The organism is Priestia sp. YIM B13489 (assembly GCF_042787645.1).
Lineage (GTDB): Bacteria > Bacillota > Bacilli > Bacillales > Bacillaceae_H > Priestia > Priestia megaterium.
In genome coordinates, this window is sequence record NZ_JBHZOQ010000053.1 from 3,305,248 (window position 1) to 3,330,868 (window position 25,621).

Sequence of the window (25,621 nt, forward strand, 5' to 3'; positions counted from 1 at the left end):
TCACCTCAAAATAAAAAGTATCGCTGCGCCATAGGCACAACTTCTGCTGCTTCACATGTAATCATTTGTCCATCTACTTTTACTTCGTACGTTTGGGGATCAACTTCAATTTTAGGCATTTCCCCGTTTAACTTCATATCTGTTTTTTTTAATTGACGAATATTTTTGACCGGTTTAAGCAGCTTTTGCAACCCCAGTTTCTCGCCCACTTTGTTCTCGTACGCTGCTTTTGACACAAACGTAAGAGATGTTTTAGCTCTTGCTTTTCCATAAGAAGCAAACATCGGACGGTATAAAACCGGCTGTGGAGTTGGAATTGAAGCATTAGGATCTCCCATTAAGCTGTGTGCAATCAAACCGCCTTTTACAATCAAGTCAGGCTTTATTCCAAAAAAAGCTGGCTCCCATAGGACTAAGTCAGCCATTTTCCCTGTTTCTATTGATCCTACATATTCGGAAATTCCATGAGCAATAGCTGGATTAATCGTATATTTAGCTACATAGCGTTTGACACGTGCGTTATCGCCAACTTCGCTGTCACCATCAAGTTTCCCTCGTTGCTTTTTCATTTTGTCAGCTGTTTGCCACGTTCTTGTAATTACTTCGCCTACACGTCCCATTGCTTGAGAATCTGAAGAAATCATACTGAATACACCTAAATCGTGTAAAATATCTTCAGCTGCAATCGTTTCTTTGCGAATGCGAGAATCAGCAAAAGCGATGTCTTCTGGTACAGAGGGATCAAGATGATGACATACCATAAGCATATCTAAATGTTCTTCAAGCGTGTTGACAGTATAGGGCCTTGTTGGATTAGTTGATGATGGAAGCACGTTTGGAAAGCTTGCCATTTCCATAATATCAGGTGCATGTCCGCCTCCAGCTCCTTCAGTATGATAGGTATGAATGACTCGATCGCCAATCGCTGCAATCGTATCTTCGACAAAGCCGCCTTCATTTAAAGTATCTGTATGAATCGCAATTTGAACATCGTACTCGTCTGCTACCTGTAAGCTTGTGTCAATGGCAGATGCTGTGGTTCCCCAGTCTTCATGAAGCTTTAGTCCAATCGCTCCAGCTTCAATTTGCTCAATTAAAGGCTCTTTGGCACTTGCATTCCCTTTTCCTAAAAAGCCAATATTCATTGGGAATGCTTCAGCAGCTTCAAGCATTCGTTCAATATGCCAAGCTCCGGGTGTACAAGTTGTCGCTTTTGTTCCTGTAGCCGGTCCCGTTCCTCCTCCAATCATTGTTGTCACGCCGGAGGCAAGAGCAGTTTCAATTTGCTGCGGACAAATGAAATGAATATGTGCATCAATACCGCCGGCGGTTACAATTTTCCCTTCTGCTGCAATCACTTCTGTACTCGCACCAATGATGATGTCTACTTCATCCATCAGCAGGGGATTGCCCGCTTTTCCGATAGTTTGAATGAGTCCATCTTTTATTCCAATATCTGCTTTATATATGCCTGTATAATCAAGAATAATTGCATTTGTCAACACTAAGTCCGCTGCTTCGTTTCGTGTTGCAAGAGGATGCTGCCCCATTCCGTCACGAATGACTTTTCCTCCGCCGAACTTTACTTCATCTCCGTACGTGGTGAAATCTTTTTCAATTTCAATAAATAGCTCTGTGTCTGCTAAACGAACAGCATCTCCAACGGTTGGTCCGAACATATCTGCATACTGACGTCGCGACATTTGAAAACTCATCTTATACATCTTCCTTTCTATCAGAAAGCGATCTGTTTGTTTTATTGTTAAGACCGTAGATTTCTCTTGTTCCGGAGAAAGCAACGAGATCCACTTCTTTTGCATCACCTGGTTCAAAACGAACGGCTGTGCCGGCCGGAATATTTAAATGATAGCCAAGCGAAGCTTCGCGGGGGAACTCGAGCGCAGCATTCACTTCAAAAAAATGAAAGTGTGACCCTACTTGAACAGGTCGATCGCCTCTGTTGATTACAGTCACGCTAATTGATTTTTTTCCGTTATTACATGTGATTGGATCTTTTTTTAAGAAATATTCCCCTGGAATCATATCTTTCCCTCCTCTTAACGAATTGGATCGTGCACAGTGACGAGCTTGGTTCCGTCTGGAAAGGTAGCTTCCACTTGAATATCATGAATCATTTCCGGAATACCTTCCATCACATCTTCTCGTTTTAAAATCTTGGTCCCTTCTCGCATTAGCTGCGCTACCGTCTTGCCATCACGAGCTCCTTCCATAATTTCATATGTAATAATAGCTACTGCTTCGGGATAGTTAAGTTTTAATCCTCTTGTTTGACGGCGTCTTGCTAAGTCTGCAGCTACGACAATCATTAATTTTTCTTGTTCTCTCGACGTAAGTTTCAATGAAAGCTTCCTTTCTGCTAATCTATTTTCTAATTAACATCAAATGTGATATTTTCTAACACAAATGCATAACTAATTATAGTAAATTTTCTGACAAAAAACAAAGGATTTATCTCTTCCGATAAAAAAAGATGAGCATGTTTGCTCACCTTTTACTCTTCTGAAATCGCTTGTGTTTTCCACTTCTGCAGGTGTTTCCAGCCCAAACCTTCAGCTAGCTGGCGTTTTGCATAGTCTACTCCTTTTTCAATAGAAGCTTCATAGCCAAATAGATAATAGCGCAAGCCAGCGTTTAATACTACTTGATTATAGACGTAAGTCAGTTCGGAAGAAGATTCACCCTCCAGAATGCGCGTCACATATTCCGCTTGTTTTTCAACACTTATTTTCTTTTCAAAGTGCTCTTCTTCCACGAACAGTCCGTATTCTTTTGGATTGACAATAAACGACTCCATCTCTCCTTCTGAGATCGTAAAAACAAAGCTGCTTCTATGTACAGGTACATCTTCTGATCCTTCTATCCCTTGTACCACGTATACGTGTTTGAAAGGCAGAGAAGCAAAAATAGGCACAATCTTATTAATGGCCGTACGGTGAAAAGCGCCCATCATTAAAGAAGAAGCATTCGATAAGTTTAGTAGTTTTTCAACCGTATTAATAAGTGTCCTTACACCAATTTCATGACGAACTTGTTTGATGCGGCTAAGAGGATAAGAGATTGTTTCGGCATTTACAAAGCCAATTTTTAACGTTTCAAACGCATGACCGATGTCTTCAATCGTTTGAGCTTGAGGGATCTGTAATGAATGAAGTACGTCTTCAATCGTTGTTCCAAACTTTGGAGGAAGCGCTTCTGTACAGTGTAAAAAAGCTGGCACACCTCTTTCAGCTAATAAAATTGATACAGGAATGGTCGCAAAAAATGAATTCCTCCCTGCATAAGGGCTTGCAAAATCAATTGATTTATCTTTTAACGGCTGAGACAGCGGTATTTCTTTTGTTTTTTCACGAAAAGCATGAACGAATCCCAATAGTTCATCTGCATTTTCAGTTTTAATACGTTCCGCGATAAAAAAAGCAGCGATCTGAGCATCCGTAGCTTGTCCAGAAGCGATTAAGCGAGCTGCTTCTGTTGCTTGTTCATACGTTAAGTCAGTTGATCCCCTTTTTCCGCGCGCTATTTCTTTGATAAATTGCTGCATATCGTACACTTCCTTTTTAACTGAATATTTGTACATTGTATCACATATTTTCTTTGTTCCTTAGATTATCTTCTATCAGGTACGCAAACTGCTAAAAAATATGAAATTAAAGGAAAAGTACTAGTTCTTTTATAACCTAATATAGTATAATCTATCTGCTATACTATTATTTGGATATTTGGGGGACTTTACAAATGAAAAAAGAGAAACTACTTGTACCATTTATAGCAGCATCCGTTTTAGTAGGAACATCGGTGACAACGCCTGTTTTTAGTCACTCTGCTTATGCTGCTTCTTCTGTCAGCGTTTATCAAAAAGACGTTAATTCGCTAGCAGATTATTACGCACCATTTTATAAAACCGTAGAAAAAAAGCTAAAAGAAATTGAAGGAATAAAAGATGACGAAAAAGCGTTAGCTGCATATGATCAGCTTGCAGATCAAATTGACCAGTTTCTAACAAAGACTGATAAAAATTACGCGATGAATCATCTTAATTCGGAAGCTGATCAGCTTCAAGGGTATTTATACGACAGCTTAATTGCTCTTTATAATTACATTGTGGATCTTGAAGACTATGCGTACGGAGATGTAAGTGACGCGGAATTTAATAAGATCTCTGCAAATTTCGAAAAAGAAATCAACGCATACAATACGCAATTTCAGCAAAAAGCGAAGAGCTATAAAACGAAGCGAAAAGTAACGTTTAACGCAAATATGAGTTATTTGCTTGATGAAGATATTCAACCTTCACCAACAGCTCCATCTACACCGGCTGATAGCAATGGCACCTACACGGTGAAAAAAGGAGACACGCTGACAGCAGTTGCTAAAAAGTACGGCATGACGGTAGCTGAATTAAAAAAATTAAACAATTTAAAAACAGATGCGTTAAAAGTTGGACAAGTGCTGAAAGTGAAAAGTGCAAGCGCACCTTCGCCGGCTCCAGCACCTCAAACTTCTGTTAGTGCAAAACAGCAGCAAATTGTATCGTATGCTAAAACGCTAATTGGAAAGCCATATAAATATGGGGGTACGACACCAAAAGGTTTTGATGTATCAGGGTACACACAGTATGTATATAAAAACGCGGGTTCAAATATTTCTATCCCCCGTACAGTAGCAGATCAGTATAAAAGCGGCACGGACGTAAAGCAAAACAGCCTCCAGGCTGGAGATTTAGTTTTCTTTAAAAACGGCAAATCCGTTTCAGTCGTAGGAATTTACCTAGACAAACAAGAATTCATTTACGTCAGCAGCAAAGGCGTTAAAACGCAATCACTTTCAACAGCGTACTGGAAAAACAGCTATGCGGGCGCAAAGCGTATTATAAAGTAAAAAGAGGTGCCATAAGGCACCTCTTTTGCTTTACTAGCTATGTATTTCTATACTAGACTAGCAATTTTATAAAGAACTTCTTAGTTCATAACCGTAATTTTAACAGATTTTCTTCCGAACTGTTGAGCATCACCTTCAGCAGGAACGAATACATCAATTCGATTGCCTTTAATTGCTCCACCTGTATCGGCAGCTACAGCTTCACCATAGCCTTCTACATAAACTTTCGAACCTAATGGAATAACACTAGGGTCAACAGCAATTACTTTTTGATTTGGATTTGCTTTTAAATCCACTCCTGTAGCAGTTGTACCGCTACATCCAGCACAATTAGCCGTATAGGCAGTTGCTTCAACTGTCATTGATTTGCCGCTGGCTTGTTGTGACGATTCAGCAGGTTGTTGTTGTTGTTGAGCTTGAGCTTGCTGCTGCTCTTTTTGAGCCTGTTCAGCTTGAGCTTGCTGCTGTTCTTTTTGAGCCTGTTCAGCTTGAGCCTGCTGCTGCTCTTTTTGAGCCTGTTCAGCTTGAGCTTGCTGCTGCTCTTTTTGAGCTTGTTCAGCTTGAGCCTGCTGCTGCTCTTTTTGGGCTTGTTCAGCTTGAGCCTGCTGCTGTTCTTCTTGAGTTTGTTCAGCTGGCGCTTGAGCTTGCTGAGCTTCTGGAGCAGCTTGGGCTACTGAAGGACTTGATTGCTGAGCTTGGCCGTTTGGAGACTGAATTTTTAATTGTTCGCCAGGATAAATTAAATCTGACTTCAGTCCGTTCCATTCTTTAATTTGATCTACCGTCACGCCGTATTGCTGACTGATGGACCATAATGTGTTTCCTTGCTGAACTTTGTGCGTCATTTCTTTTATAGTAGCTACGTTTAATTCTTGATTTGGATAAATAATATTAGATGTTAAGTTATTTGCATCTTTTAGCTCGTCTACGCTCACGCTGTGCTTTTGAGCGACTTTCCATAACGTATCACCTTTTTCTACGTGATACGTTCCGCTTGTAGAAGCAGAAGCTGCACCTACAAATCCTGCTGAAAGGATTGCTGTTGTTCCTAGAGTAAATATAAATTTTTTCATTACGAATACCTCCTTATTTACTCAATGATTGAATGATATCATCCTCACATTTCACAGCCGTTACAGAGCCATGCTACTTTTATTACAAAACTTAACAAAAAAGAACATTCAATCGTAATATTTCTGATAATTTGGCTATATGATGAAACGTTTCTACTTTTTACTGCTTTTTATTGTTGTTTTTACTAAAATAGTTAAATTTCTCTACCATTGCTGGCTATGCCTCTTCTTTTTTATTGATCATTTAACGGGTATATTCAGTTTTTTTATAACAAAAAAAAGCGAACCGCTAATCAAAAATTTTGATTAGCGGTTCGCTTTTCAATTCGGCTAAAATACTTTTGTCCCAGCTTTTTTTATTTCTTGTTAAATCCTTGCTTTTCAACAAATTCTTTCATATACATACGCTTAGGATTGGAAAGCATGTCGGCCATTTGACCAGTCCATGTGTCTTGGCGTTTGCCATTTGTTCTTTCGTTGTAATAAGCAGAAATTTCTTCGTTATACGATGTTAATTCTTTTTTCGTCTGCTCATCGTTCGGCTCATAGGTTTCTTCATGATACACATGTTTAAATGGTAAGCGCGGCTTTTTATCCGTAATACCCGCTGGATGTCCAACCGTTAGACCAAATAACGGAATTACATGATGAGGCAGTTTTAACAATTTGCTTACTTCTTCTAATTCGTTACGCAAACCGCCGATGTAACAAGCTCCAAGTCCCATTGATTCAGCAGCAAGCGTTGCATTTTGCGCAGCAAGGGCAACGTCAATAATAGCTACCATAAACTGCTCTGTGCTTTCGAGCGCTGTCGATAAATCTTTTTTCTCCATTTCCGCAATGACATCATGACGATGAAAGTCAGCGCAAAATACAAAGAAGTGTCCATTTGTTTCTACGTAAGGCTGATTTCCTGCTAATTGAGCAAGCTTTCGCTTCGTTTCTTTATCTTTTACTCCAATAATGGAATACGCTTGAATATAGCTTGATGTGGAAGCTGCCTGTGCGCTTTCTACAATCGTCTGAATTTGCTCTTCTGACAATGGTTTGTCTTCATATTTGCGAATAGAACGATGATTTAAAATCGTTTCAATAACTGAGTTCATATTATAATCTCCTTTTACTTCATCTAACCTTCTACAGTTGTTATCTCTACAGTTAGTTTATCGAATGTAAAAAGAAATAACCAATGTTCTGCTTAAAATTGATTTTGACTTGTCTCATATCGATATAGCTTAAAGTGATCTGCAAGCACGCGATCTACTTTTACTTCTAAGCTGTCTACATATTCGTCCATCCGTTTTATCAACCGGTTTCGTTTCACATCATTTTCTAAAATGTTCTTAAGCTGCTGTTCAAAGGCTTCAGCCTCATTAAGCGGTATCAGCAGCTCTTTTCCTTTTAGATATTCAATGTTAATTTGTTCTTGACCGGGAAGAGATGAGTGAATAAAAATAGGTAGTCTTTTGTGAAGGGCTTCGCTAATTGTCACTCCCCCCGCTTTTGTGACAATGGCATCTGCTCCCTCATATAAATCATTCATTTTCTCTCTCGATTTTACATACGAGACCGCTTTAATTCTCGGGTGGTTTAATTTTATTAGTTCTTGATACAACTTTTTGTTTTTTCCGCACAGCACATAATACATATACGTACAGTTTTGCGGAAGCTGCTGAAGCATTTTGCGTACATTTCCAAGGCCGGAATTCCCTCCGGCAATCAGTATATGTTTCTGTGGCATAAGATGGTCAATCCTTCTTTTTAAAAACGCTTTATGAACAGGAATTCCCGTTACATAAATAGAAGACTCTTTTACACCGTGAACGTTTTGTAAAAACGCTTTTGTATCCTGATCAGGCACGCAGTGAAGCTCAATTCCATTTTTACCCCATACGTCGCTTACTAAGAAGTCTGTGTATACGTTTATAATAGGAAGATCAATGATTCCTTTTTCTTTTAACCCGCTTAATACACAGGAAGGAAAGCTGTGTGTACAAACAATGACATCCGGCTGCTCTGCATCAATTAATTTCTTCATATGGTATTCGATAATCGGCCACTTTTTCACAACAAAATCGTCCATCGTATGGTCGTTTTTTTTGTATACATGACCGTAATAAAATTTTTCAAACTGCTTTGGGAAAACAGAAATCCATTTCATGTATATCGATGAAATCATTTGTTCAAGCGGTTTGCTCCAATAGCTTAAACAATCAATTTTTTGACAAATAACGTGCGAAAAACGCTCCATAATGGCATCCATAACGGCGTCTGCTACTTGGTGATGACCAGATGGCATCTGAAAAAGCGGTAAGAATAAAACCTTCCTCATTGACCATCCCTCCTCTCAAGACGTTTTCGGTTTCTTGTTCTTTTTATAAGTAAATAAATGACAAAAAAAGCTACAGCGCCCATGATAATATACGAAATATGAATTCGATCTCCTACGTAGTAACCTAGAATCAGAAAAGAAAGGACCCATACTAGACTTCCTACTACCGATAACAATAAATAAAGCAAAAACGGATAGCGACTTATTCCCGCCATATATGGGCTAATTTGACGCAAGCCTGGAATATATAAACCAAATAAAATGGTCCATATCCCATATTTATGGTAGCTGCCGCTTGCCGCTTCAATTTTCTCTTTGGTTAACCCTACGTATTTTCCGTATTTATCAAAAAATGGGGTTCCCGCATACCTTCCTAGCCCGTAAGCAGTAAGCATTCCAGTAATAACACCTAGAAAAGCAAAAAGAGATGATTCGTATAAGTTCAGCTGATGCTTGGCAATAAACATGCCTAATAATATTAAAAATGATTCTTCAGGCGCTGGAATTCCAACAATCCCACAAAAAAGTACAAGTAAAATAACAATATAACCATAGGAATGTATATACTGAGAAATAATTGTTAAGTCCACTGCTCGCTCCTCTATTTACGATTGATTCATCAATTGCTGCATGGTTATACTTTCATACCCTTGCTGTTTTAAGTAAGGTAAAAATTCTTCTAACGCCGCAATCGTCATTTCAGGTGCTTTTTCATCTGCTCCCGGGGTATCTCCATTATCGTGTAACACAAAAATGGCTCCATCTTCTACTTTACGCATTAGTTTTTGAACTAATGCCGTTTTCGTTGTTTTTAGTGTCCAATCCTGAAAGATTCCTGTCCAGATCACAAGGTGATATGGCTTAGCCATTGATAAACTGCTCATATTTAAATGTCCCCACGGCGGACGATAAAAAAGCGGCTTTTGATTGGTTACTTTCTCTATAACTTGTGCACATTGATGAATTTGTCTTTTTAATTGCCAAGGTGTTTGCGTCCATGCACTCACATGACGATGATGATGTATAGCTACTTCATGTCCTTCATCGATCATTCTGTTTAAAATAGACGGGTGTTTCTCCCCTAGTTCTCCCACAATAAAAAAAGTAGCTTTCATTTCATACAGTTTGAACAAGTCCAAAATTTTTGGTGTATAAACAGGATGAGGACCGTCGTCAAATGTTATAGCTATTTTATGCTTTTTTTTCCCTTTTATTATGACTGATGAATGATAGCGACGATAAAGGGTTTGCGAAATAATGGTATATACACATATAACCATTAGAACGAAAAGTAAAACAATAAAAAAACGAGTCATATGCTTTTAACCATCCTTTTGAATTTAAATCCTGCATTTATTATAACGGTTTACTCAGACTTTGGTTTCATTTTTTTGTGATAGAAGCCAGGAATTTTAAAATAATTTGATACTTTACCTAAAAATAGCTGTTCTGCAAGGATATACCGGAAATAAAATGATATCATAAAATTTCCCTTCATTCAGTAAAAAAAGTACTTTTTACCAGTTATATCTATCTTTTGTACGATAAATGTCATTACTTTTTAAAAATAAAAAACTTCCCGCACGAGTGCGGAAAGTTTTTAAATTAAAATTTTGCTCGATACCATTTTTCAGCTGCTTCAATTTCTGTTCGTGTTAACTGATGGCCAAATGATTCCCAATGCACCTGTACGTCCGCTCCAGCTTTTTCTAAAAGCGCAGAAAGTTCTTCCGTTTCTGATGCTGGGCAAATAGGGTCGTTTGTGCCTGCCCCAATAAAGATAGAAGCGTCGGTCTTAGGCACTTCAATTCCTCTTCTTGGAACCATCGGATGAAGAAGAGCCGCCCCTTTTAAAGAATTCTCATAATGAAATAGCAAACTTCCTGCAATATTGGCACCATTTGAGTAGCCTACAGCTACGATGTTGTGTCGATCGAATGAGTATGTTTCAGCCGCTTCATCTAAAAATTGATGAAGTTCTTTTGTGCGTTCAATTAAATCTTCTATATCAAATATTCCTTCTTGTAAACGTCTAAAGAAACGGGGCATTCCGTTTTCTAGTACATTTCCTCTTACAGATAATATGGAGCAAGAGGAATCAATCATATCCGCAACAGGGAGCAGATCTTGTTCTGTACCTCCTGTACCATGCAACAGCAATAAAGTCGGTTTCGTCTCGTCCGTTCCTTTTTTAAAAATATGTTTCACGTATATCCACTCCTTTTAAATATCTCGAATTAAAGATAATTTTATTATAAGAACTTTCGAAGCATTTGTAAAGGAACTACTGTCAAAGAAATACCTGTATGTTTTGCTGGCAGTATCACATAATACTGAATAACTTCATATGGCCATTGCTCATATGCAGCTAGGTATTTAATTCGTTTGACTTACAGGGTGGAAAGAAATATTCCACTTTTAGCTAAGTGCTCCCGTCAAAAGGTGGATAATGATTAAAACTCACCCGTCTTCCGTCATATAAAAAGTGCCCTAGTCTGATAAATTAGTTAATTTTTTCTTTATTTCGTTACTTTCAACAGATATCAGCATTTATACCCGAACGTACTGAATCTTATTTCGTATACGTGTTATAACAACTTTTTTCTATGAGAAACAGAACGTAAAATACCAGCTTGTTTTTTCATAAAGGGGAACAAAGCCCCGAATGGTGCTTTATACGACTTTATTTGACAAACACAAATTTATGGGTAAACTAAGTTCAGATGATTGTATTTCACTTCGTTTCAGTTTGATAAAAAAACGAAGCATCTGCGAGTAAGCAAAAAATAACTGCGTAAAGAGCTATTTATGTCAATCATCTTATACCCTAAAAACTTACCTGCACTTGAATAATAGCCTTTATTAAACTTAGCACGTCAGCTTGTGAACGTTAATACTTTATCACCCATCTCTCTGTTAAAAGATTGAATGGGCCAACAAACTTCAGCATTCTTTACATAACGACCTTGTAAAGACGAAGAATGTAGCTATGTGTGAACATGGAATTATTACTTAGTGGAGTGAACCAACATGAGGAAATTTATTTTAGCCTTTTTAGTCGTTGTTTTAATTGTAATGCTGGGAGTTACCTATGTATTAAAGCAATTTCAGCAAACGGCTGATTTATCTTACTCGAAACTGCAGTCGGTTCAAAGTACGGTAGTCTATGACAAAAATGACCGTAAGATTGACGAATTGTATAAAACCGTTCCCCGTCAAAATGTTTCGAGCAATGAAATTCCCGATTATGTAAAAATGGCGTTTGTTGCAACGGAAGACCGTCGCTTTTACAAGCATTTTGGGATTGATTTACAAGGTATTGGCCGCGCCCTTTTTAAGAACATTGTAACAATGAGTAAAGCTGAAGGCGCAAGTACCATTACACAGCAGTTAGCAAGAAACCTTTACTTATCTAGTGATAAGACCATTAAACGTAAAGTAGATGAAATGTTTCTATCACTAGGCTTAGAAAGACAATTTACAAAAGATCAAATTTTGGAATTATATTTAAATCAAATTTATTTCGGAAGCGGTGTATATGGTATTGGTGCAGCTTCTCAGCTTTATTTTAATAAGCCTGTATCAGATTTAACCGTAGGCGAAGCTGCGCTTTTAGCGGGACTGCCAAAAGCGCCGAGTACGTATTCACCAAGCAATAGTACAGAAAAAGCTACAGCCCGACGAAACGTTGTATTGAAACTGATGCATGACCAAAACGTTATTAGCGATACTCAGTATCAGCAAGCGTTAAACGAACGTGTAGTCAAGCCTAGTGTTCCTGTTAAAAAACCGAACTCCAATCAAGCATTTATTGATTATGTAATTAAAGAAGCTGCTCAACAGTATGGCGTATCTGCTGATGACCTTTATAAGGGTGGTTATGCCATTTATACAGATTTAGATCCTAATTTACAGGAATCGATTAATAACTCTGTAGCAAATCATACGTTCCGAGATGATGGCATCAACAGCAAAGTAGAGGTTGGGATTTCAGCTGTTAACCCTAAAACAGGTGGAATCTCAGCGATGTATGGAGGACGCAGCTATGAGCGAAACGGCTTAAACCGTGCTACAAGCGGATATCAGCTTGGTTCAGCTATTAAGCCGTTAGCCGTATACGGTCCAGCCTTAGAAACTGGAGATTATACGCCAACTTCACTCTTAAGTGACGAACGACAAGACTTTGGCGGTGGATATAGCCCTAAAAACGCAGAAGGTGAATATCAAAAGCATGTGACAATGCGTGAAGCACTTACCCGTTCACTTAACGTTCCAGCTGTTTGGCTTTTAAAACAAATTGGTATTGATACAAGCGCAAAATTCATGGAAAAAGCTGGACTTCCGCTTGAAGATGACGATAAGTCAAAATTAGGGCTTGCTCTTGGAGGAACGACCACAACGTTCTCTCCCCTTCAGTTAGCACAAGGATATACTACTTTTGCTAACAAAGGCGTCATGACTAAGCCGTACGCAATTCGAAAAATTGAGATGCGCGACGGTGAAGTGAAAAAGCCAGACATTCAAACAGAGCAAGTAATGAGTGAAGAAAATGCAGATACAATGACATCCATGTTGCAAGATGTGATTGAAAAAAGCTATGGAACAGGTGTTAACGCTCGTTCTTCACGAGATGCTGCAGGTAAAACCGGTACAACCAACGATGTCAAAGATGCTTGGTTTGTCGGGTATACCGATGATGCAGTCGTTTCTATCCACGCTGGCTTTGATAATGCTAATTCTACGCAAACAACGAAATACTTATCAGGCGGCGGCGGACAAGACCCTGCTACACTGTTTAGCTCTATTATGAATAACTGGTAACCAAAAAACCTCCAACTTCACTGTTGGAGGTTTTTTTAAGATAAATGCGTTTTATGTTTAAGTGAAAAAAAGGAAACGTTAATGACTTTGCAAATCGTTACATAATGCAGAACGGTCAGGACAACCACGCCACAGTTCATCCCGATAATAATTCCCTGCATGCCAATATTTGTTTGTGATCCTAAGAAAAACATCAGGGAAAAAGATACAATATGAGACCAAATCGTATGATAAAAAGCATCTTTTACATAGCCAAGGCCAATTAAATAAGCTTGAAGCGGGACGGCAAAGAAGTGAAAAAGAAAATACGGCCATAAAGCCTTTAGGTAGTACACGGCTTCTGTAGAATGAAAAAACAAGTTAGTAAGCGGCTCAGCAAAGAAATACATCGCCACTATAGACGGAATCCCATATAAAAATGTCATTTGCATACTTTGAGTCAAAAGTCTTTGAAGCTGTTCTTCCTGATTTTTCGCATGAGCTTCAGATACAGCAGGTATTAGTGCTACTAAAAGAGAATGAGCAAAGAAAGCCGGAAAAAAGCCAATCGACATCGCTACCCCTGTTAGCATACCAAAATGCTGCGTTGCCCCGGTTAAAGTCATACCCGATAAAACGAGCGCGTGTTTGATTAAAAACGGCTGAATAGCATTACATACCGCATTAAATAAACGCAGTCCCGTGGTCGGAAGTGAGACACCTAACAGCTTTTTCCGAATCTCACTTGGAGAAAGCAGAGGTCTGTGCCCTCTTGATAAAACACTTAACTGGGTAACATACGTGATAAAAAAATAAAGCAAAATAACAGCTTCGGTCCCAATTAGCGTACAAATCGCAATAAACAGCGACATTTTAACATCTGTGAAAGCAAACATTTGAAAAACAATAAATAAAATCGTTAGCTGAAAGGCTTTGCGGATAAAATTAGACACAGCGATAGTCGTCATGTTATTTTTACCCGTAAAATATCCACGAAGCACCGCTGAAAACGAAACAACCGGAATGAAACATAGTACAACCCATTTTAAATAAGGATGATAGTGACTAAAAAATGGAAAGGCTGCTAATACGGCCAGTGTAATAAAAAAGATTCCCAAGCTCACAGCAGTCGCAAAAATGGTGGCATGCTTCATCATATGCTGATGTTCTTTGCGATGATGTTCAGCCAAAAATTTAGAAATAGAAATAGGCAGTTCTAAGTTGGCTACGGTAGCAATAAGAAAAATGATAGGAAGAACCGTCATGTACATACCCATGCCTTCCCTTCCTAATTCTCTAGCAAGTACCATATTTACAAGAAATTCAATTAACTCTCCTGCAAAGGCAGCACCTGCTAGAATAAACGTTCCTTTCAAAAAAGTGTTCATCTCGTTATCTCCTCTATCTCCCGTCCTTTTTCATCACTACCTCTTCTCTCTATGTATATGACAAGCCCAATACGAATTATTTGTCTAATTGTATTTTTTCGGTGTACAAGTTCTTGTATAATGTTCAACCTATGTGAAAAAAAACCGTTATATACCTTTTTCATATAGGAAATTCATTCATTTCTTATACTTTGACTCTTGAGACTTACATAGGAAAACAGGAGACTGAATGAACCTGGCGATTGCTAACGGGAATAGAGCATGTGGTTTTAATATAACAAATTCACATATCAGTTAAGCTTCTTTATTCACTATTTTCTGTGGATGCACTTCTTTTTTTGACACCGAAGCGTTTTTGCCTAGTACAACCGAAAAGACAACAATTATTGCTGTAGCAAGAGTAAAAAGTGTAATTGTTTCACCTAGAAATAGAGCTGCAAACAAAATCATTAAAAATGGCTGTAAATATTGAACCTGGCTAACTCTGGCTATTCCACCCATAGCCATCCCGCTGTACCAAGCAACGTATGCTAAAAATTGACTCACTACTGAGAGATAAATCAAACTAACCCACGCTTGTAAAGGCGCATGGAGCATTTCAGCTGTAATGCTTAGTCCTACTGGAACCATAAAAAATGGTGCACCGATGATAATGGCCCAAGCAATTACTTGCCAGCTGCCTAATCCTCTTGCTAACACCCCTCCTTCTGCATAGCTCAGTCCAAGTATCAGCACCGCTGCTAGTAAAGCTGCATCAGCAAACTGCAGTTGACCGAATCCAAGGTGAAGAGCATACACGATAACAGCTGCCGAACCGATTATACTTGAGACCCAGAATTTTAAAGAAGGGCGTTCACCCCCTCTAAACATCGCAAAACCGGCTGTGGCTAATGGTAAAAGAGCGAGTTCAACCGCTCCGTGAGAAACAGGCAATGATTTCATTGCCCAGGAAGTGAGCAGAGGAAACCCTAAAACTGCGCCTAAAGCGACGATCAGCAGACTTTTAAATTGGCGGAGAGAAGGGAATTTTTCTTTTCGTACAATCAATATCACAGCTACTAAAACAGCAGCTATAGCTGTTCTTCCTAAACCGGCGACTGTCGTTCCGAAATACTTGACTGCAATGCTTGTAGAAGGAAGGGTTAAGCTAAAACAGATAACGCCTATTAACCCCAACAATAAGCCCATTTTCTCTCTACTTTCTTTTTGCATCTTACCCTACCCCTGTCTTTTTATTTTTCAGAACTATACCATTTTTCTAAAAAAAGTTCTGATATAATTAAAAGGATAGCGCAGGACAACTAGTAAAATAAATCATTCTTTTACCTATCTGTACGGGTACAAATTAAAGGAGTATGACCTATGAGTTTGAAATATCTGAAAATCATGGAAGAAATTAAGCTTGGCCTAGCAAATGGATCGCTTATTGCAGGTGGTAAACTCCCTTCTGTTCGCCGACTCTCTCAACATTTTTCGTGCAGCAAGAATACCGTTATCAAAGCGTACAGTGAACTAGAAAAAGAGCATTTAATTTATTCTGTTCCTAAAAGCGGCTACTACGTTGTGGCAGAATTTCAACATAGGACGAATGAAAATGAAGTGATTGATTTCTTGTCTGCTGGTCCAGATAAAAACGTTATGCCTTATCTTGAATTTCAGCATTGTATAAACCAAGCGATTGAACACTACAAAGAAGAGCTTTTTACATACTCTGATCAACAAGGCTCTTACTCATTGCGGGTACAGTTAGTGAAACACTTGCAGAACCTACAGGTGTTCACTCAAGCTGAAAGGTTAGTTATTGTATCCGGGTCTCAGCAAGCTCTTCATTTACTAGTTTCTATGCCCTTTCCAAATGGAAAAAATAATATCCTAATTGAACAGCCCACTTATTTCGGTTTTATCGAGTCTCTTACGCTGCACCAAGCTACTACTTTTGGGATCGAGCTATCGATGAAAGGTATTGATCTTGATCGTTTGGAGTACATTTTTCGAAATAATGATATAAAATTTTTCTACATTATTCCAAGATTTCACAACCCTCTTGGGCATTGTTATACAAATTTCGAGAAGAAAAAAATCGTGGAGCTAGCCGAAAAATACGATGTATATATAGTGGAAGATGACTTTTTGGGCGATCTTGATCCCGATGCAAAATCAGATCCTTTATTTTCTTTTAATCCTTGTGGACGAGTTATTTACATTAAAAGCTTTTCGAAAATCTTTCTTCCTGGGTTACGTATTGCTGCTGTCGTGCTTCCTTCGTTAATGAATAGCGACTTTTTACGATATAAATTCAGTTCAGATTTTAATAGTTCAGCGCTTTCCCAAGGTGCTCTTGAAATTTATTTAAAAAGCGGCATGTTTACAAGTCATCTTAAAAAGATAAAAGAGGTATACCATACCAAAATGCAAACTCTTGTAGAAGCATGTGATTTACTGCTACCCCCTCATACACATTTTTCTAAACCAACTTCAGGATTCTATTTATCCATTAGTTTGCCTGAGCATGTGACAGCAAAGCAGATCGTTCACATGCTAAACGAGCAGCACATATATGTTGATGATGCTTCTAGATTTTTTTTACCAGAATACAAACGAGACACTCTTCTCCGATTAAGCATCTCACAAGTAAATACGAATACGATCAAACGAGGAATTGAACAGCTGGCTCAGTGCATTACTTTAATTGATGATAGAAAACATCATCCTCTTCCAAATAACCTTTTCCCCTTGTAGAATGGGAATTCAATGGACATACTAAACGAAAAGAAGCCAAGGAATTAGCATCCTTGACTTTTTTTATTTAACCGTAACGGTTATAAGAGGCATGTTATGCGTCCCTTTTGCAGAAACATGTGATTGCACGGTATATGTACCAGGCTCAGAGAAAGATGTTTGTATTTCATATACACCTTCTCCTATTTGTTTAGGCTTTAACATCTTCCCTTTCCCTTCGCCATCTTTTTTCTCTATTTCAAATTCAATCATTTCAACATCATCATTTTTTACTTTTTCGTCTCCATACGTAACTTCGACTTTGTAGATACCGCTTTCATTTTTCCGTAACGCCTCTGGGCCTTGAAGATTTACGTCCAACGGTTTTGGCTGCTCAGCATTTGTGCTTTGAGCAGGTTCCTGACCACAGGCCGTTAAAAGTAAACAAAGACTGATTATAAATATACTTATTCTTTTTTTCATGTATTCATCTCCTTTTTAAACCCTTTGTTTAACTATAACGCGTATTGCAAAGAAAAAAATGAATTTTTCTAAAAAAGAAGGATTTTTAAAGAATTTTTAAGAAAAAAAGTTCATACTGATACTAACTAGTTTTTTCCAAGGAGGAAGAAAATGAATTCAGCTAAATCTCCAGCTAAAAAATCATGGCTACAGACATTAATCAAAAATAAAAATGAGCGCAAAAAAGTGATCTTTATCTTTACTATCTCTTTTTTACTAGTTGTAGCAGGGCTTATTTACATCCCTATTTATAAACATTCCCTTCCAATCGATTCTAAAATATATGAAGGGAATTTTAAAGAGCTTGGTTCAATCGCACGAATTGGTTTTTTTGCAGCTTTAGCCATTTATCCAATTTTTTTATTATTAAAATGGAAACCGTTATCGGACATAAAAAAAGGGAATTTTGAGTTAAAACCGCTTATCCAATTTTTAGCCAAGTATGTTCGTCAGTGGCACGTTCCCATTGCTCTTATATCAACGGCCTTGATTATTTTACATGGTTATATGGCTTTAATAAAAGGATTTCAAGCAAATTTTACGTACTTTTCAGGAATTATTACAATGGCTGTTCTAGCTTGTTTACTCGTGATGGGCGTGAAGCGCTATAAGCGTACAGATAAAAAGTGGCATCTTAAATTTGCTATCTCTTTTTTGGTTTTGTTTATGATTCACGCTACCTTTTCATAACTTGCCATTGTTTAAAGTTTTTTTATATAGGGTACAGTTCACAATGAATACATGACATGTATCACTATACGTTTTACATCATTTAGGAGGTATAAACATGGCAAGAGTGTTAGCTGTATTATCAAGCGGATACGAAGAGAAAGATTATCACACAGGTTGGTGGGCAGAAGAATTATTTGCTCCGCTGCAAAAGCTTGAGGACGCAGGGCACACCGTTGATTTAGCCTCACCTTTTGGAGGTAAGCCGGAAGTAGACGTTCGAAGTATTTCAGAAGACTTTGATCCAGACGGAACGTATAAAAAATTATATGAATCAGGAAGAGCGGATCAGACAATGAAACTTGAAGAAGTAGATGCTGAGAACTATGACGTTATCTTAGTAGTAGGCGGCCACGGCGCTATGTTTGACTTAGCAAAAAATGTGGACTTGCATGCACTTATGAACAAAGTGTACGACAATGGAGGTATTTTAGCAGCTGAGTGTCACGGACCTTCTGTTTTTGCTTTCTTGAAAGGATCCGATGATGAACTGTTAATTAAAGGACTAGACGTAACCGGTTATCCTGATGAAATTGAACCGGAAGAAGTACTTCCCTTTTTACCATACAGTTTAGAACAAGAACTTCGTGAAGTGGCTAACTACATCCCTGAGATGGATAAAAAAGCATATGCTGTTTGGGCAAATGATCAAATTGTCACAAGCCGAGATCCTTTTTCTTCTGAGTTAATGGGTGATGAATTAGTTAAAAAGCTAAATAAATAAACTAAAAAAAGACTGCTTAAAAGCGGTCTTTTTTGTTTGTTCTATAGGGATGTTTGAAACTGCTGCTCTACCAAACGCCGGTAAAAAGAATGAGAGGCTAACAACTCTTTATGCGTTCCGCTTCCTGTAACCTGCCCTTCTTCTATTACAACAATTTGGTCCGCATTGATGACCGTAGATAGACGATGTGCAATGACGAGTGATGTGCGTTCTTTCATTACCGTTTCCAATGACTCTTGTACAAGCTTTTCTGATTCGGAGTCTAAGCTAGCTGTCGCTTCGTCCAGTAGTAAAAACTGGGGATTGCGTAACAGCGCTCGGGCAATTGCAATACGCTGTCGCTGTCCTCCTGAGAGATTAATACCTCTTTCTCCAATCATTGTTTCATATTGACCTTCAAAGGACTGAATGAAATGATGAGCATTCGCTAACTTCGCTGCTGCTTCTATTTCTTCATCCGTCACATGGCGCTCTAATCCGTAAATGAGATTTTCTCGAATTGTTCCTGCTAAAATCGGAGAATCCTGCTGAACATAGCTAAACAGGTGACGCCATGAACGTAAGTTGACGTTTTGACTGTCTGTTCCATCCAAGAATATGCGCCCCGATGAAGGCTCATAAAAGCGTTCGATAAGCGAAAAAACAGTAGACTTTCCAGCTCCGCTAGGTCCAACAAAAGCGGTAACTTCTCCTTTTTTAGCAGAAAATGAAACTTCCTGCAATACTGGTTTATCTTCATATTGAAAAGCAACTTTATCGAACCTTAAACTCCCTACCTGTTCAAGCACTTCTCCATTTTCATAGTTCTCTTCTTTCTCAGCTAATATATCAAAGATTCTTTCTGAAGCTCCTTTAGTTTGCTGAAAGCTAGTAACAAATCGGGTAAGTGAACCAACCGGAACCATAATTTGAAAAAGGTAAAGAACAAAAGCTACCAGCTCTCCTGCAGTGATAAATCCCTCACTCACACGGTATGCACCAAACCCGACGATGGCAATCATAACAGCGGTCATCACCGTGCTAATAATCGGGGTAATGATGGCTTCAATTTTAGCTCTCTTTACACCGAAGAGGTAGAGTGACTGAAACGATTGTAAGCCGGAATCAACTTCTTTTTTCTCTGAACCGGATACTTTAATCAAGCGGATTTCACTCAGCATTTGAGCTAAAAAAGCTGTAAGCTTGGACATTTTATCCTGCTGCTCACGTGAAATTTTATGTATTTTTCGCGCTAGGGGCATAACCAGTACAAACATAACGGGAATGACCGCTAATAAAATGAGCGTCATGGGTACATCAAGTGTAAATAAAATAACAATGGCAACGATAATAGATAAAATATTTTTAACAAAGTCAATCATTTCTGTTGACAATAAATTCATCACAATGGTTGTATCATTTGTAATGCGGCTTACCATTTCACCGGAACGGTTTTGGTCGTAAAATGAAACCGGAAGCTTTATGAGCTTGTTCCACACTTTATGTCTGAGTTCTTTTACAACACCTTGTCCTACTTGAGCAAGGAGATAAAGAGATACTGCGCTTGTTACCATTTGAGCAGCAAATAAACCAAGGAGTCCTGCTATAAGCTGCAGGGAGACGCCTACTGCAATTTTCTCCATCACTTCTTTAATGACAAGAGGGATAGAAAGCGACGCTCCGGTATTAATTAAGGCCAGTATGAACGAAATGAGTAGCTTTCCTGTCGGAGGGTTCGTTAGCAACCATAATTTTTTAAATGAAAAATGAATTCCTTTTTGCGTATTCATCTTAGTTCCTTTCTAATTCTTTTAATAGGTGGTATACACACTTTAGGCAGACACCACACACTTTACCTTCAAAGTTCTATCTTATTTTACACCATTTCCTTTCTCAACCTGAACTTCTAAGCTTTTACCTATTTTTCAAACTCGTCTATACGAAAATGACAAGCTGGTCATATACTATGGTACACTGAATTCTTTTACTAGATGAGAGGTTGAATAAGGATGTCTGTTTATATTAAATCTATTTCTATTGGAACAATTTCTGGCGGGATCGTTATTTTTGGAAACGTAGGAAATATATCGCCTCCAAGCGGCTCTACGTCCGGCTCTGGTTCTAGCTCTAGCTCTGGTTCTAATTCCCAAATGCCGATGCCTCCTTCTCCGGGAAAAGGCCCGAGAGATAATACAGCTTTTAATGGCTAATAAAAAAACAGTGAGATATTTCTCACTGTTTTTAGACTTGAATACTTGTCATCATCGCAATATAAAAAGCAAAAACAAACAAACCCGCACTTAATACGCTAAGCCATACTGTCTTTTTGTAAAAACAAATAAGTAAATACACAAAAAACAGCAGTGCGACAAATAAGAATAGGATTCCTACAATTGTTACGTGAAACGTTAGAGGAAGCGTCACTTGTTTCCCATAGATAAACGGAAGAATCGATGAATCCATTGCCATATGACTTATATTAGTTGGCGGCGATTGCGTTACCATGATAGCTGTAAATAAAAAAATGATAAGCAAAATAATGCTTTCTGCTCGAATCCACATCACGGGCTTATATTCTGGATGTTTTATCGTTTTTCTCATAAGAAAGCCATTGATGACGGCAAATGCAAGCAGCGGAATAATCGTAATATGCTTTAGCAAAAGAGACTGCCCGTAATCTGTAGCCCATGAATTTACATAGTTGGACAGACCCATGATAATGACCATCGAAATGAACCCACTTAATGAAAGAAGCACAAAACAAGCGATTGCAAAAGGAGTAAACCAGCTCAAGAAACTTTTCCAATTGGAGGTTTCTTTTGAAAAAGCGGCAACAATCAGAACCACCCCTCCCCACAGTCCAACTGCTAAAATATGAAGAGAATGAGAAAGCATGCCGCTAAGCGCAGAAGCGGATGCTGCGTGACTTGCGTAGGCGATTCCTCCCACCAAGGCTACAGTCAGTAATGTATACATATGAGGGTGGCTCTCTATTGAAACAGCAACCATACATAAAATAGCAATTAGCACAACAAAGATCCAGGCGTGTCCCGTTCTTGTTTCCAATAATACAAGACGAACTGTTTCACCTAACCCTCTTATTTTTGAAAAAGATAAAATAATCTCAAGCGAATTTCCAACCGAAAAAATAGCGACAGCCGCTGCACTTGCAAGTAGCCATCGCTTTGATAATAAAATTGTTGGCTTTTTTGTAAGCGGTACATATTGCAGTACGGCAAATCCTAATAATAAGGAAAGACCTACGTATGTGAACCACTCAAAAACAGGCAACAAAATACTCATCTTTTTAAGCCTTTTTCTTTCTGAAGATTAAGAGTAATGCTCCAACCACCACTACAATAGCAATAATCATGATAACAAAAAACGATGAAGAATCATTGTTCTCTGTTTTTTCATCATTTGCTACTGCACTTTTTTGGTGCTGTTCGGATTGCGTGGCGTCTTGCTTTTTTTCACTATCTTTTCCGGCTGCTTGAGTATTCTCTTCTTTCGCTTCATCTTTCACATCTACTTTAAAAGCAATCGAATCTTTCATTACATGACCATCTTCCCCTACAATTTCCCAGTCCACTGTGTAAGATCCGTTTTCAAGAGGCTGATCGAGAGAAGCTATTAAATCATGACCCTCTACTTTTTGCGATGCAAGTGAAATTTTTTGTCCATCTTTTGTAACAGTTACAGTACTGATTTTCTCGATGTGTGTTTCAAAGGTTAATTTAATTTCTTTTAGAGGAGCTGTAACAATTGCACCATTTTCCGGCACGGTTGTTTGCACATGTGTATGAGCAAAACTAACTGTCGGAACAGCTAGAAAGCATGCTAAAAGTAAACCTATTATTTTTTTCATATTTATGACTCCCTATCTCTTTTTTCTTTTTTCATCATATCCAAAAATGTTTTTATGTAGACGTTTCCGAACACGATCTATTTTCCTAGTAAGTGTACTCCTTTTTTACTCAGTCTCACAATAACTATTACCAATTCGTTATAAAATGTTCACAAATCCTAGGGAAGATGCGATGTGATTTTTTGAATATTCTTTCAGACTATCCTTGAATATAGTAAAATAGTTAAATAAGATGACTGACTTTTTTCTAGCTTAAAATCCCATACAGAAAGGATAGAAACAATGAAAAAGTATACATGCCCTTGCTGTGGTTATCAATCTTTAGACAGTGATGGTGACTATGATATTTGTGAGATATGTTTTTGGGAAGACGATCCGTACCAAAAGCTGAATGCCAACGAATTAGGAGCCAACTCTATTTCTTTAATAGAAGCTCAGGAAAATTTTATAGTTTATGGAGCGTGTAATAAAGAAAGCTTACAGCACGTGAGAAAGCCTTCTGTTCAAGATGTAAAAGATTTTAACTGGAAACCTATTATAAGTCACGAGTAGCAAAACTAGTTTATAAAAAAAGAATGCTTTCGCAAGCATTCTTTTTTTAATTCAGTAAGAAGTAGAAGCGAATGTAGAAAGCACATTTGTAAACCTATAAAAAGTTTGAGTTTTAGACGAAGCTCTTCCTTTTGCAGTGGATGAATGAAACATAGCACTTCGCAGCGGTTGGCTAATCTCTAATTGAATACTTTTTCCGGTACGATTTTTATTTGCAATATTTCCAGAGTTAATGCCTGCAATCTCATCGTGCCCTTTTGTAATCAGTTCGGCCGGAAATCCATTTTGATTTAATAACTGCGTTAATTTTTTTGCGCGCTCCCGATCAGTACCGCCCACAAAAATATGTTTTTCGTTCCCAGAATACCCGTGAAGAGATAAAACATTATCATACTTGCTTACCATCTTACGCGCTGTGGGCTCATCAAAATGAGTGCTTGTGAGGTGCAGGTCTCGTGACCCTTTCGACTTTAACGATTCGAATAGATAAAGAGCATTTTGTTTGCCAAGCTCTTGGGCAATTTCGCTTGTCCCCCCTTCAATTCCTCCACCGTGTGGAGCAAAGATAAGGACAGAGCTTTTCGTTTCTTTGGTCGTCACTTTATAGCTAGCTGAAGACTCATTCTGTGAGAGCTGCTTGAAATTTTGATATTTATCAGTTGACGCACTAGATGTATCTTGAAAAGGTGAAATGAATAAAACGAGTAGACAGATACATAAGGTAGAGAAACTTACTAAATGATAGCTTTTCAATTTGTACTCCTGCTTTCTTTTGTGTAATAAGACCTAAAACATTAGGAACCTAAAAAATCCAAAAATAATATTTAAAGTAGTCTTATTTACTTATCGTTACAAATTGTAATTTATTTAATAGTTCTTAATACCTATTTATGCTGTTTAAAAAAACTTCAGCGCATATTCACTGAAGTTTTTTTCCTTTTTTTGTTTTTATTTATTTAAAGCAAGCGCCAAACTAATTTTATCCAGCCAAAGAAGGCGATCCATAAAGGTATGCTCAAAGATGTTCCCCACGCTAAACCAATTAAGAAGTTTCCTCTTTCAATCATACAAACCACTCCTTATGAACATTGTAGGTGAACAAGTACCATTCTATACCTTCACTATAACAGAAAGCGCTTTCATTTGATAGTCACTTACACGTTTTTAGTGCTATATTCATACAGAAAACCGGATTCCAAGTAGATAAAGGGCGATATATAAGAAAATGAATAATTGCAAGGTGTAAAAGTATAATAATCTACTAAAAAAAAGAAACCTTCTTTGAAGGCTTCTTTTCTAGGTGTTTTTTATTGTTCGCCGCTGCGCTGCAAGCGATTCTCAATAAATAGGCGCTCAACAAATTTATTTAGCTGTGCTTGATACAAACGGCGCTCATCTAGCGATTTTGCGTCTTGTATTTGCTGCTTAAATCGTTTGATTTGCTGTCTTTGTTCAACCGTTACATGATGAGAAAGAAGCATAGGTCCCCCTCCATTTCACTAACGTTTAAATTAAGTAAACCAAGGTTTACCAAAACAAACAACAAACCTGTTAGCTTCTCTTACATACATTTTTTATTCAGCCTCTTTAGCCCCAACTAATGCTAAACCTGGACCGTACGGCGTTGTATGAACATCTAACATTAATTCATTTGTATAAGGCACAATAGAAGCTTCCATTGCTACCTGTACTCCATCGACTTCATACATTTCATCATTTTCAAAAGGCTCTTCAAAAGCTAACCCAATATTAGGGATTTCACAGCTAATTCCTTTGAAATACAAACGAATTCCTGTTATCTCCTGTTCTTCAAGTATATTGTTAATTAATTGTTTTGCTTCTGGTGTAATATGCATGACTAACCCTTCTTCCTTTCAATACTCTTGCTCTATCCTATCATATCTTTAGAGTTTTTAAAGAGAATAACTATGATTTAAAAGCATTCTTATTATTATTTAATAATTATTATAAATAAGTATTGATTTTAATTTGATATTTGATATAATATAAACATAAGATAACAACAACTCATTAGGA

The 25,621-nt window shown here is 37.9% G+C and carries 26 protein-coding genes; 7 read left to right on the top strand and 19 right to left on the bottom strand.

The genetic code is table 11. The features are described 5' to 3' along the window. Positions 1-5: 5 nt before the first annotated feature. The 4 genes from ureC to ACFX4W_RS22845 form a co-directional block, all read right to left on the bottom strand. Positions 6-1,715, bottom strand: a complete 1,710-nt coding sequence (ureC, locus tag ACFX4W_RS22830) for an urease subunit alpha (protein WP_043981523.1) — start codon at positions 1,713-1,715, stop codon at positions 6-8. A gap of 1 nt (position 1,716) precedes the next feature. Next, positions 1,717-2,043, bottom strand: a complete 327-nt coding sequence (locus tag ACFX4W_RS22835) for an urease subunit beta (protein WP_013083758.1) — start codon at positions 2,041-2,043, stop codon at positions 1,717-1,719. 14 nt (positions 2,044-2,057) lie between these two features. Next, positions 2,058-2,360 (bottom strand): urease subunit gamma, encoded by a 303-nt coding sequence (locus ACFX4W_RS22840; protein ID WP_013057659.1) that lies wholly within the window; start codon positions 2,358-2,360, stop codon positions 2,058-2,060. A 152-nt stretch (positions 2,361-2,512) separates the two neighbouring features. Then, a complete protein-coding gene (locus tag ACFX4W_RS22845; protein ID WP_043981522.1) occupies positions 2,513-3,562 on the bottom strand; it encodes an anthranilate phosphoribosyltransferase in 1,050 nt (349 codons plus the stop codon). A gap of 194 nt (positions 3,563-3,756) precedes the next feature. On the opposite strand from ACFX4W_RS22845, the gene ACFX4W_RS22850 reads away from it, so the two are divergent. Then, positions 3,757-4,899 (top strand): C40 family peptidase, encoded by a 1,143-nt coding sequence (locus ACFX4W_RS22850; protein WP_043981521.1) that lies wholly within the window; start codon positions 3,757-3,759, stop codon positions 4,897-4,899. An 80-nt stretch (positions 4,900-4,979) separates the two neighbouring features. On the opposite strand, the gene ACFX4W_RS22855 is transcribed toward ACFX4W_RS22850, so the two are convergent. From ACFX4W_RS22855 to ACFX4W_RS22880, 6 genes are all read right to left on the bottom strand, one after another. Next, the gene (locus tag ACFX4W_RS22855) at positions 4,980-5,972 is read right to left on the bottom strand and encodes a 3D domain-containing protein (protein ID WP_377560134.1); all 993 of its coding nucleotides are present in this window, start codon (positions 5,970-5,972) and stop codon (positions 4,980-4,982) included. Positions 5,973-6,328: 356 nt separating this feature from the next. Then, entirely contained in the window at positions 6,329-7,078 is a 750-nt protein-coding gene (gene nfsA, locus ACFX4W_RS22860; RefSeq protein ID WP_043981519.1) for an oxygen-insensitive NADPH nitroreductase, read from the bottom strand. A 92-nt stretch (positions 7,079-7,170) separates the two neighbouring features. After that, positions 7,171-8,304, bottom strand: a complete 1,134-nt coding sequence (locus ACFX4W_RS22865) for an MGDG synthase family glycosyltransferase (protein WP_043981518.1) — start codon at positions 8,302-8,304, stop codon at positions 7,171-7,173. Beyond that, positions 8,301-8,894 (bottom strand): DedA family protein, encoded by a 594-nt coding sequence (locus ACFX4W_RS22870; protein ID WP_013083764.1) that lies wholly within the window; start codon positions 8,892-8,894, stop codon positions 8,301-8,303. Before ACFX4W_RS22870 ends, ACFX4W_RS22865 begins: the two co-directional genes overlap by 4 nt. Positions 8,895-8,909: 15 nt before the next feature. Then, positions 8,910-9,620: a polysaccharide deacetylase family protein gene (locus ACFX4W_RS22875; RefSeq protein WP_043981517.1), complete on the bottom strand. Its 711-nt coding sequence runs from the start codon at positions 9,618-9,620 to the stop codon at positions 8,910-8,912. 289 nt (positions 9,621-9,909) lie between these two features. Next, positions 9,910-10,512: an alpha/beta hydrolase gene (locus ACFX4W_RS22880; protein WP_043981516.1), complete on the bottom strand. Its 603-nt coding sequence runs from the start codon at positions 10,510-10,512 to the stop codon at positions 9,910-9,912. Positions 10,513-11,334: 822 nt separating this feature from the next. On the opposite strand from ACFX4W_RS22880, the gene ACFX4W_RS22885 reads away from it, so the two are divergent. After that, positions 11,335-13,125: a transglycosylase domain-containing protein gene (locus tag ACFX4W_RS22885; protein WP_043981515.1), complete on the top strand. Its 1,791-nt coding sequence runs from the start codon at positions 11,335-11,337 to the stop codon at positions 13,123-13,125. Positions 13,126-13,160: 35 nt separating this feature from the next. Here the strand turns inward: ACFX4W_RS22885 and ACFX4W_RS22890 are convergent, their stop codons facing one another. Beyond that, positions 13,161-14,492: a polysaccharide biosynthesis protein gene (locus tag ACFX4W_RS22890; RefSeq protein ID WP_013083768.1), complete on the bottom strand. Its 1,332-nt coding sequence runs from the start codon at positions 14,490-14,492 to the stop codon at positions 13,161-13,163. A gap of 294 nt (positions 14,493-14,786) precedes the next feature. Beyond that, positions 14,787-15,704 carry a DMT family transporter gene (locus tag ACFX4W_RS22895; RefSeq protein ID WP_043981514.1) on the bottom strand — a complete coding sequence of 306 codons (918 nt, stop codon included), beginning with the start codon at positions 15,702-15,704 and terminating at the stop codon, positions 14,787-14,789. 150 nt (positions 15,705-15,854) lie between these two features. On the opposite strand from ACFX4W_RS22895, the gene ACFX4W_RS22900 reads away from it, so the two are divergent. Then, positions 15,855-17,231: an aminotransferase-like domain-containing protein gene (locus ACFX4W_RS22900; RefSeq protein ID WP_043981513.1), complete on the top strand. Its 1,377-nt coding sequence runs from the start codon at positions 15,855-15,857 to the stop codon at positions 17,229-17,231. A gap of 63 nt (positions 17,232-17,294) precedes the next feature. Here the strand turns inward: ACFX4W_RS22900 and ACFX4W_RS22905 are convergent, their stop codons facing one another. Further along, positions 17,295-17,693, bottom strand: a complete 399-nt coding sequence (locus ACFX4W_RS22905) for a FixH family protein (protein WP_043981512.1) — start codon at positions 17,691-17,693, stop codon at positions 17,295-17,297. A 150-nt stretch (positions 17,694-17,843) separates the two neighbouring features. Here ACFX4W_RS22905 and ACFX4W_RS22910 point away from each other — a divergent pair, with 150 nt between their 5' ends. Then, positions 17,844-18,422 carry a hypothetical protein gene (locus ACFX4W_RS22910; protein ID WP_043981511.1) on the top strand — a complete coding sequence of 193 codons (579 nt, stop codon included), beginning with the start codon at positions 17,844-17,846 and terminating at the stop codon, positions 18,420-18,422. Positions 18,423-18,519: 97 nt separating this feature from the next. Next, positions 18,520-19,185, top strand: a complete 666-nt coding sequence (locus ACFX4W_RS22915) for a type 1 glutamine amidotransferase domain-containing protein (RefSeq protein WP_013083773.1) — start codon at positions 18,520-18,522, stop codon at positions 19,183-19,185. Between the two features lie 41 nt (positions 19,186-19,226). On the opposite strand, the gene ACFX4W_RS22920 is transcribed toward ACFX4W_RS22915, so the two are convergent. Further along, positions 19,227-20,954, bottom strand: a complete 1,728-nt coding sequence (locus ACFX4W_RS22920) for an ABC transporter ATP-binding protein (protein ID WP_043981510.1) — start codon at positions 20,952-20,954, stop codon at positions 19,227-19,229. A gap of 219 nt (positions 20,955-21,173) precedes the next feature. Here ACFX4W_RS22920 and ACFX4W_RS22925 point away from each other — a divergent pair, with 219 nt between their 5' ends. Then, positions 21,174-21,374, top strand: a complete 201-nt coding sequence (locus ACFX4W_RS22925; protein ID WP_043981509.1) for a hypothetical protein — start codon at positions 21,174-21,176, stop codon at positions 21,372-21,374. Positions 21,375-21,405: 31 nt separating this feature from the next. On the opposite strand, the gene ACFX4W_RS22930 is transcribed toward ACFX4W_RS22925, so the two are convergent. Together ACFX4W_RS22930 and ACFX4W_RS22935 are read right to left on the bottom strand one after the other, a co-directional pair. Continuing rightward, the gene (locus ACFX4W_RS22930) at positions 21,406-22,467 is read right to left on the bottom strand and encodes a copper resistance D family protein (RefSeq protein WP_230183470.1); all 1,062 of its coding nucleotides are present in this window, start codon (positions 22,465-22,467) and stop codon (positions 21,406-21,408) included. Between the two features lie 4 nt (positions 22,468-22,471). After that, the gene (locus tag ACFX4W_RS22935) at positions 22,472-23,032 is read right to left on the bottom strand and encodes a copper resistance CopC family protein (protein WP_043981508.1); all 561 of its coding nucleotides are present in this window, start codon (positions 23,030-23,032) and stop codon (positions 22,472-22,474) included. 282 nt (positions 23,033-23,314) lie between these two features. Here ACFX4W_RS22935 and ACFX4W_RS22940 point away from each other — a divergent pair, with 282 nt between their 5' ends. Next, a complete protein-coding gene (locus ACFX4W_RS22940) occupies positions 23,315-23,584 on the top strand; it encodes a CPCC family cysteine-rich protein (protein WP_013057680.1) in 270 nt (89 codons plus the stop codon). A 51-nt stretch (positions 23,585-23,635) separates the two neighbouring features. On the opposite strand, the gene ACFX4W_RS22945 is transcribed toward ACFX4W_RS22940, so the two are convergent. The 3 genes from ACFX4W_RS22945 to ACFX4W_RS22955 form a co-directional block, all read right to left on the bottom strand. After that, positions 23,636-24,337 (bottom strand): poly-gamma-glutamate hydrolase family protein, encoded by a 702-nt coding sequence (locus ACFX4W_RS22945; RefSeq protein ID WP_043981507.1) that lies wholly within the window; start codon positions 24,335-24,337, stop codon positions 23,636-23,638. A 554-nt stretch (positions 24,338-24,891) separates the two neighbouring features. Then, positions 24,892-25,065 carry a hypothetical protein gene (locus ACFX4W_RS22950; protein ID WP_165574973.1) on the bottom strand — a complete coding sequence of 58 codons (174 nt, stop codon included), beginning with the start codon at positions 25,063-25,065 and terminating at the stop codon, positions 24,892-24,894. 93 nt (positions 25,066-25,158) lie between these two features. Then, the gene (locus ACFX4W_RS22955; RefSeq protein ID WP_013057684.1) at positions 25,159-25,440 is read right to left on the bottom strand and encodes a hypothetical protein; all 282 of its coding nucleotides are present in this window, start codon (positions 25,438-25,440) and stop codon (positions 25,159-25,161) included. Positions 25,441-25,621 lie beyond the last annotated feature (181 nt).

Coding starts and splice junctions, on each gene's coding strand:
- ureC (WP_043981523.1), bottom strand. CDS start 1,715: ATGAGTTTTCAAATGTCGCGACGTCAGTATGCAGATATGTTCGGACCA.
- ACFX4W_RS22835 (WP_013083758.1), bottom strand. CDS start 2,043: ATGATTCCAGGGGAATATTTCTTAAAAAAAGATCCAATCACATGTAAT.
- ACFX4W_RS22845 (WP_043981522.1), bottom strand. CDS start 3,562: ATGCAGCAATTTATCAAAGAAATAGCGCGCGGAAAAAGGGGATCAACT.
- ACFX4W_RS22850 (WP_043981521.1), top strand. CDS start 3,757: ATGAAAAAAGAGAAACTACTTGTACCATTTATAGCAGCATCCGTTTTA.
- ACFX4W_RS22855 (WP_377560134.1), bottom strand. CDS start 5,972: ATGAAAAAATTTATATTTACTCTAGGAACAACAGCAATCCTTTCAGCA.
- nfsA (WP_043981519.1), bottom strand. CDS start 7,078: ATGAACTCAGTTATTGAAACGATTTTAAATCATCGTTCTATTCGCAAA.
- ACFX4W_RS22865 (WP_043981518.1), bottom strand. CDS start 8,304: ATGAGGAAGGTTTTATTCTTACCGCTTTTTCAGATGCCATCTGGTCAT.
- ACFX4W_RS22875 (WP_043981517.1), bottom strand. CDS start 9,620: ATGACTCGTTTTTTTATTGTTTTACTTTTCGTTCTAATGGTTATATGT.
- ACFX4W_RS22885 (WP_043981515.1), top strand. CDS start 11,335: ATGAGGAAATTTATTTTAGCCTTTTTAGTCGTTGTTTTAATTGTAATG.
- ACFX4W_RS22890 (WP_013083768.1), bottom strand. CDS start 14,492: ATGAACACTTTTTTGAAAGGAACGTTTATTCTAGCAGGTGCTGCCTTT.
- ACFX4W_RS22895 (WP_043981514.1), bottom strand. CDS start 15,704: ATGCAAAAAGAAAGTAGAGAGAAAATGGGCTTATTGTTGGGGTTAATA.
- ACFX4W_RS22900 (WP_043981513.1), top strand. CDS start 15,855: ATGAGTTTGAAATATCTGAAAATCATGGAAGAAATTAAGCTTGGCCTA.
- ACFX4W_RS22905 (WP_043981512.1), bottom strand. CDS start 17,693: ATGAAAAAAAGAATAAGTATATTTATAATCAGTCTTTGTTTACTTTTA.
- ACFX4W_RS22910 (WP_043981511.1), top strand. CDS start 17,844: ATGAATTCAGCTAAATCTCCAGCTAAAAAATCATGGCTACAGACATTA.
- ACFX4W_RS22915 (WP_013083773.1), top strand. CDS start 18,520: ATGGCAAGAGTGTTAGCTGTATTATCAAGCGGATACGAAGAGAAAGAT.
- ACFX4W_RS22920 (WP_043981510.1), bottom strand. CDS start 20,954: ATGAATACGCAAAAAGGAATTCATTTTTCATTTAAAAAATTATGGTTG.
- ACFX4W_RS22925 (WP_043981509.1), top strand. CDS start 21,174: ATGTCTGTTTATATTAAATCTATTTCTATTGGAACAATTTCTGGCGGG.
- ACFX4W_RS22930 (WP_230183470.1), bottom strand. CDS start 22,467: ATGAGTATTTTGTTGCCTGTTTTTGAGTGGTTCACATACGTAGGTCTT.
- ACFX4W_RS22935 (WP_043981508.1), bottom strand. CDS start 23,032: ATGAAAAAAATAATAGGTTTACTTTTAGCATGCTTTCTAGCTGTTCCG.
- ACFX4W_RS22940 (WP_013057680.1), top strand. CDS start 23,315: ATGAAAAAGTATACATGCCCTTGCTGTGGTTATCAATCTTTAGACAGT.
- ACFX4W_RS22950 (WP_165574973.1), bottom strand. CDS start 25,065: ATGCTTCTTTCTCATCATGTAACGGTTGAACAAAGACAGCAAATCAAA.
- ACFX4W_RS22955 (WP_013057684.1), bottom strand. CDS start 25,440: ATGCATATTACACCAGAAGCAAAACAATTAATTAACAATATACTTGAA.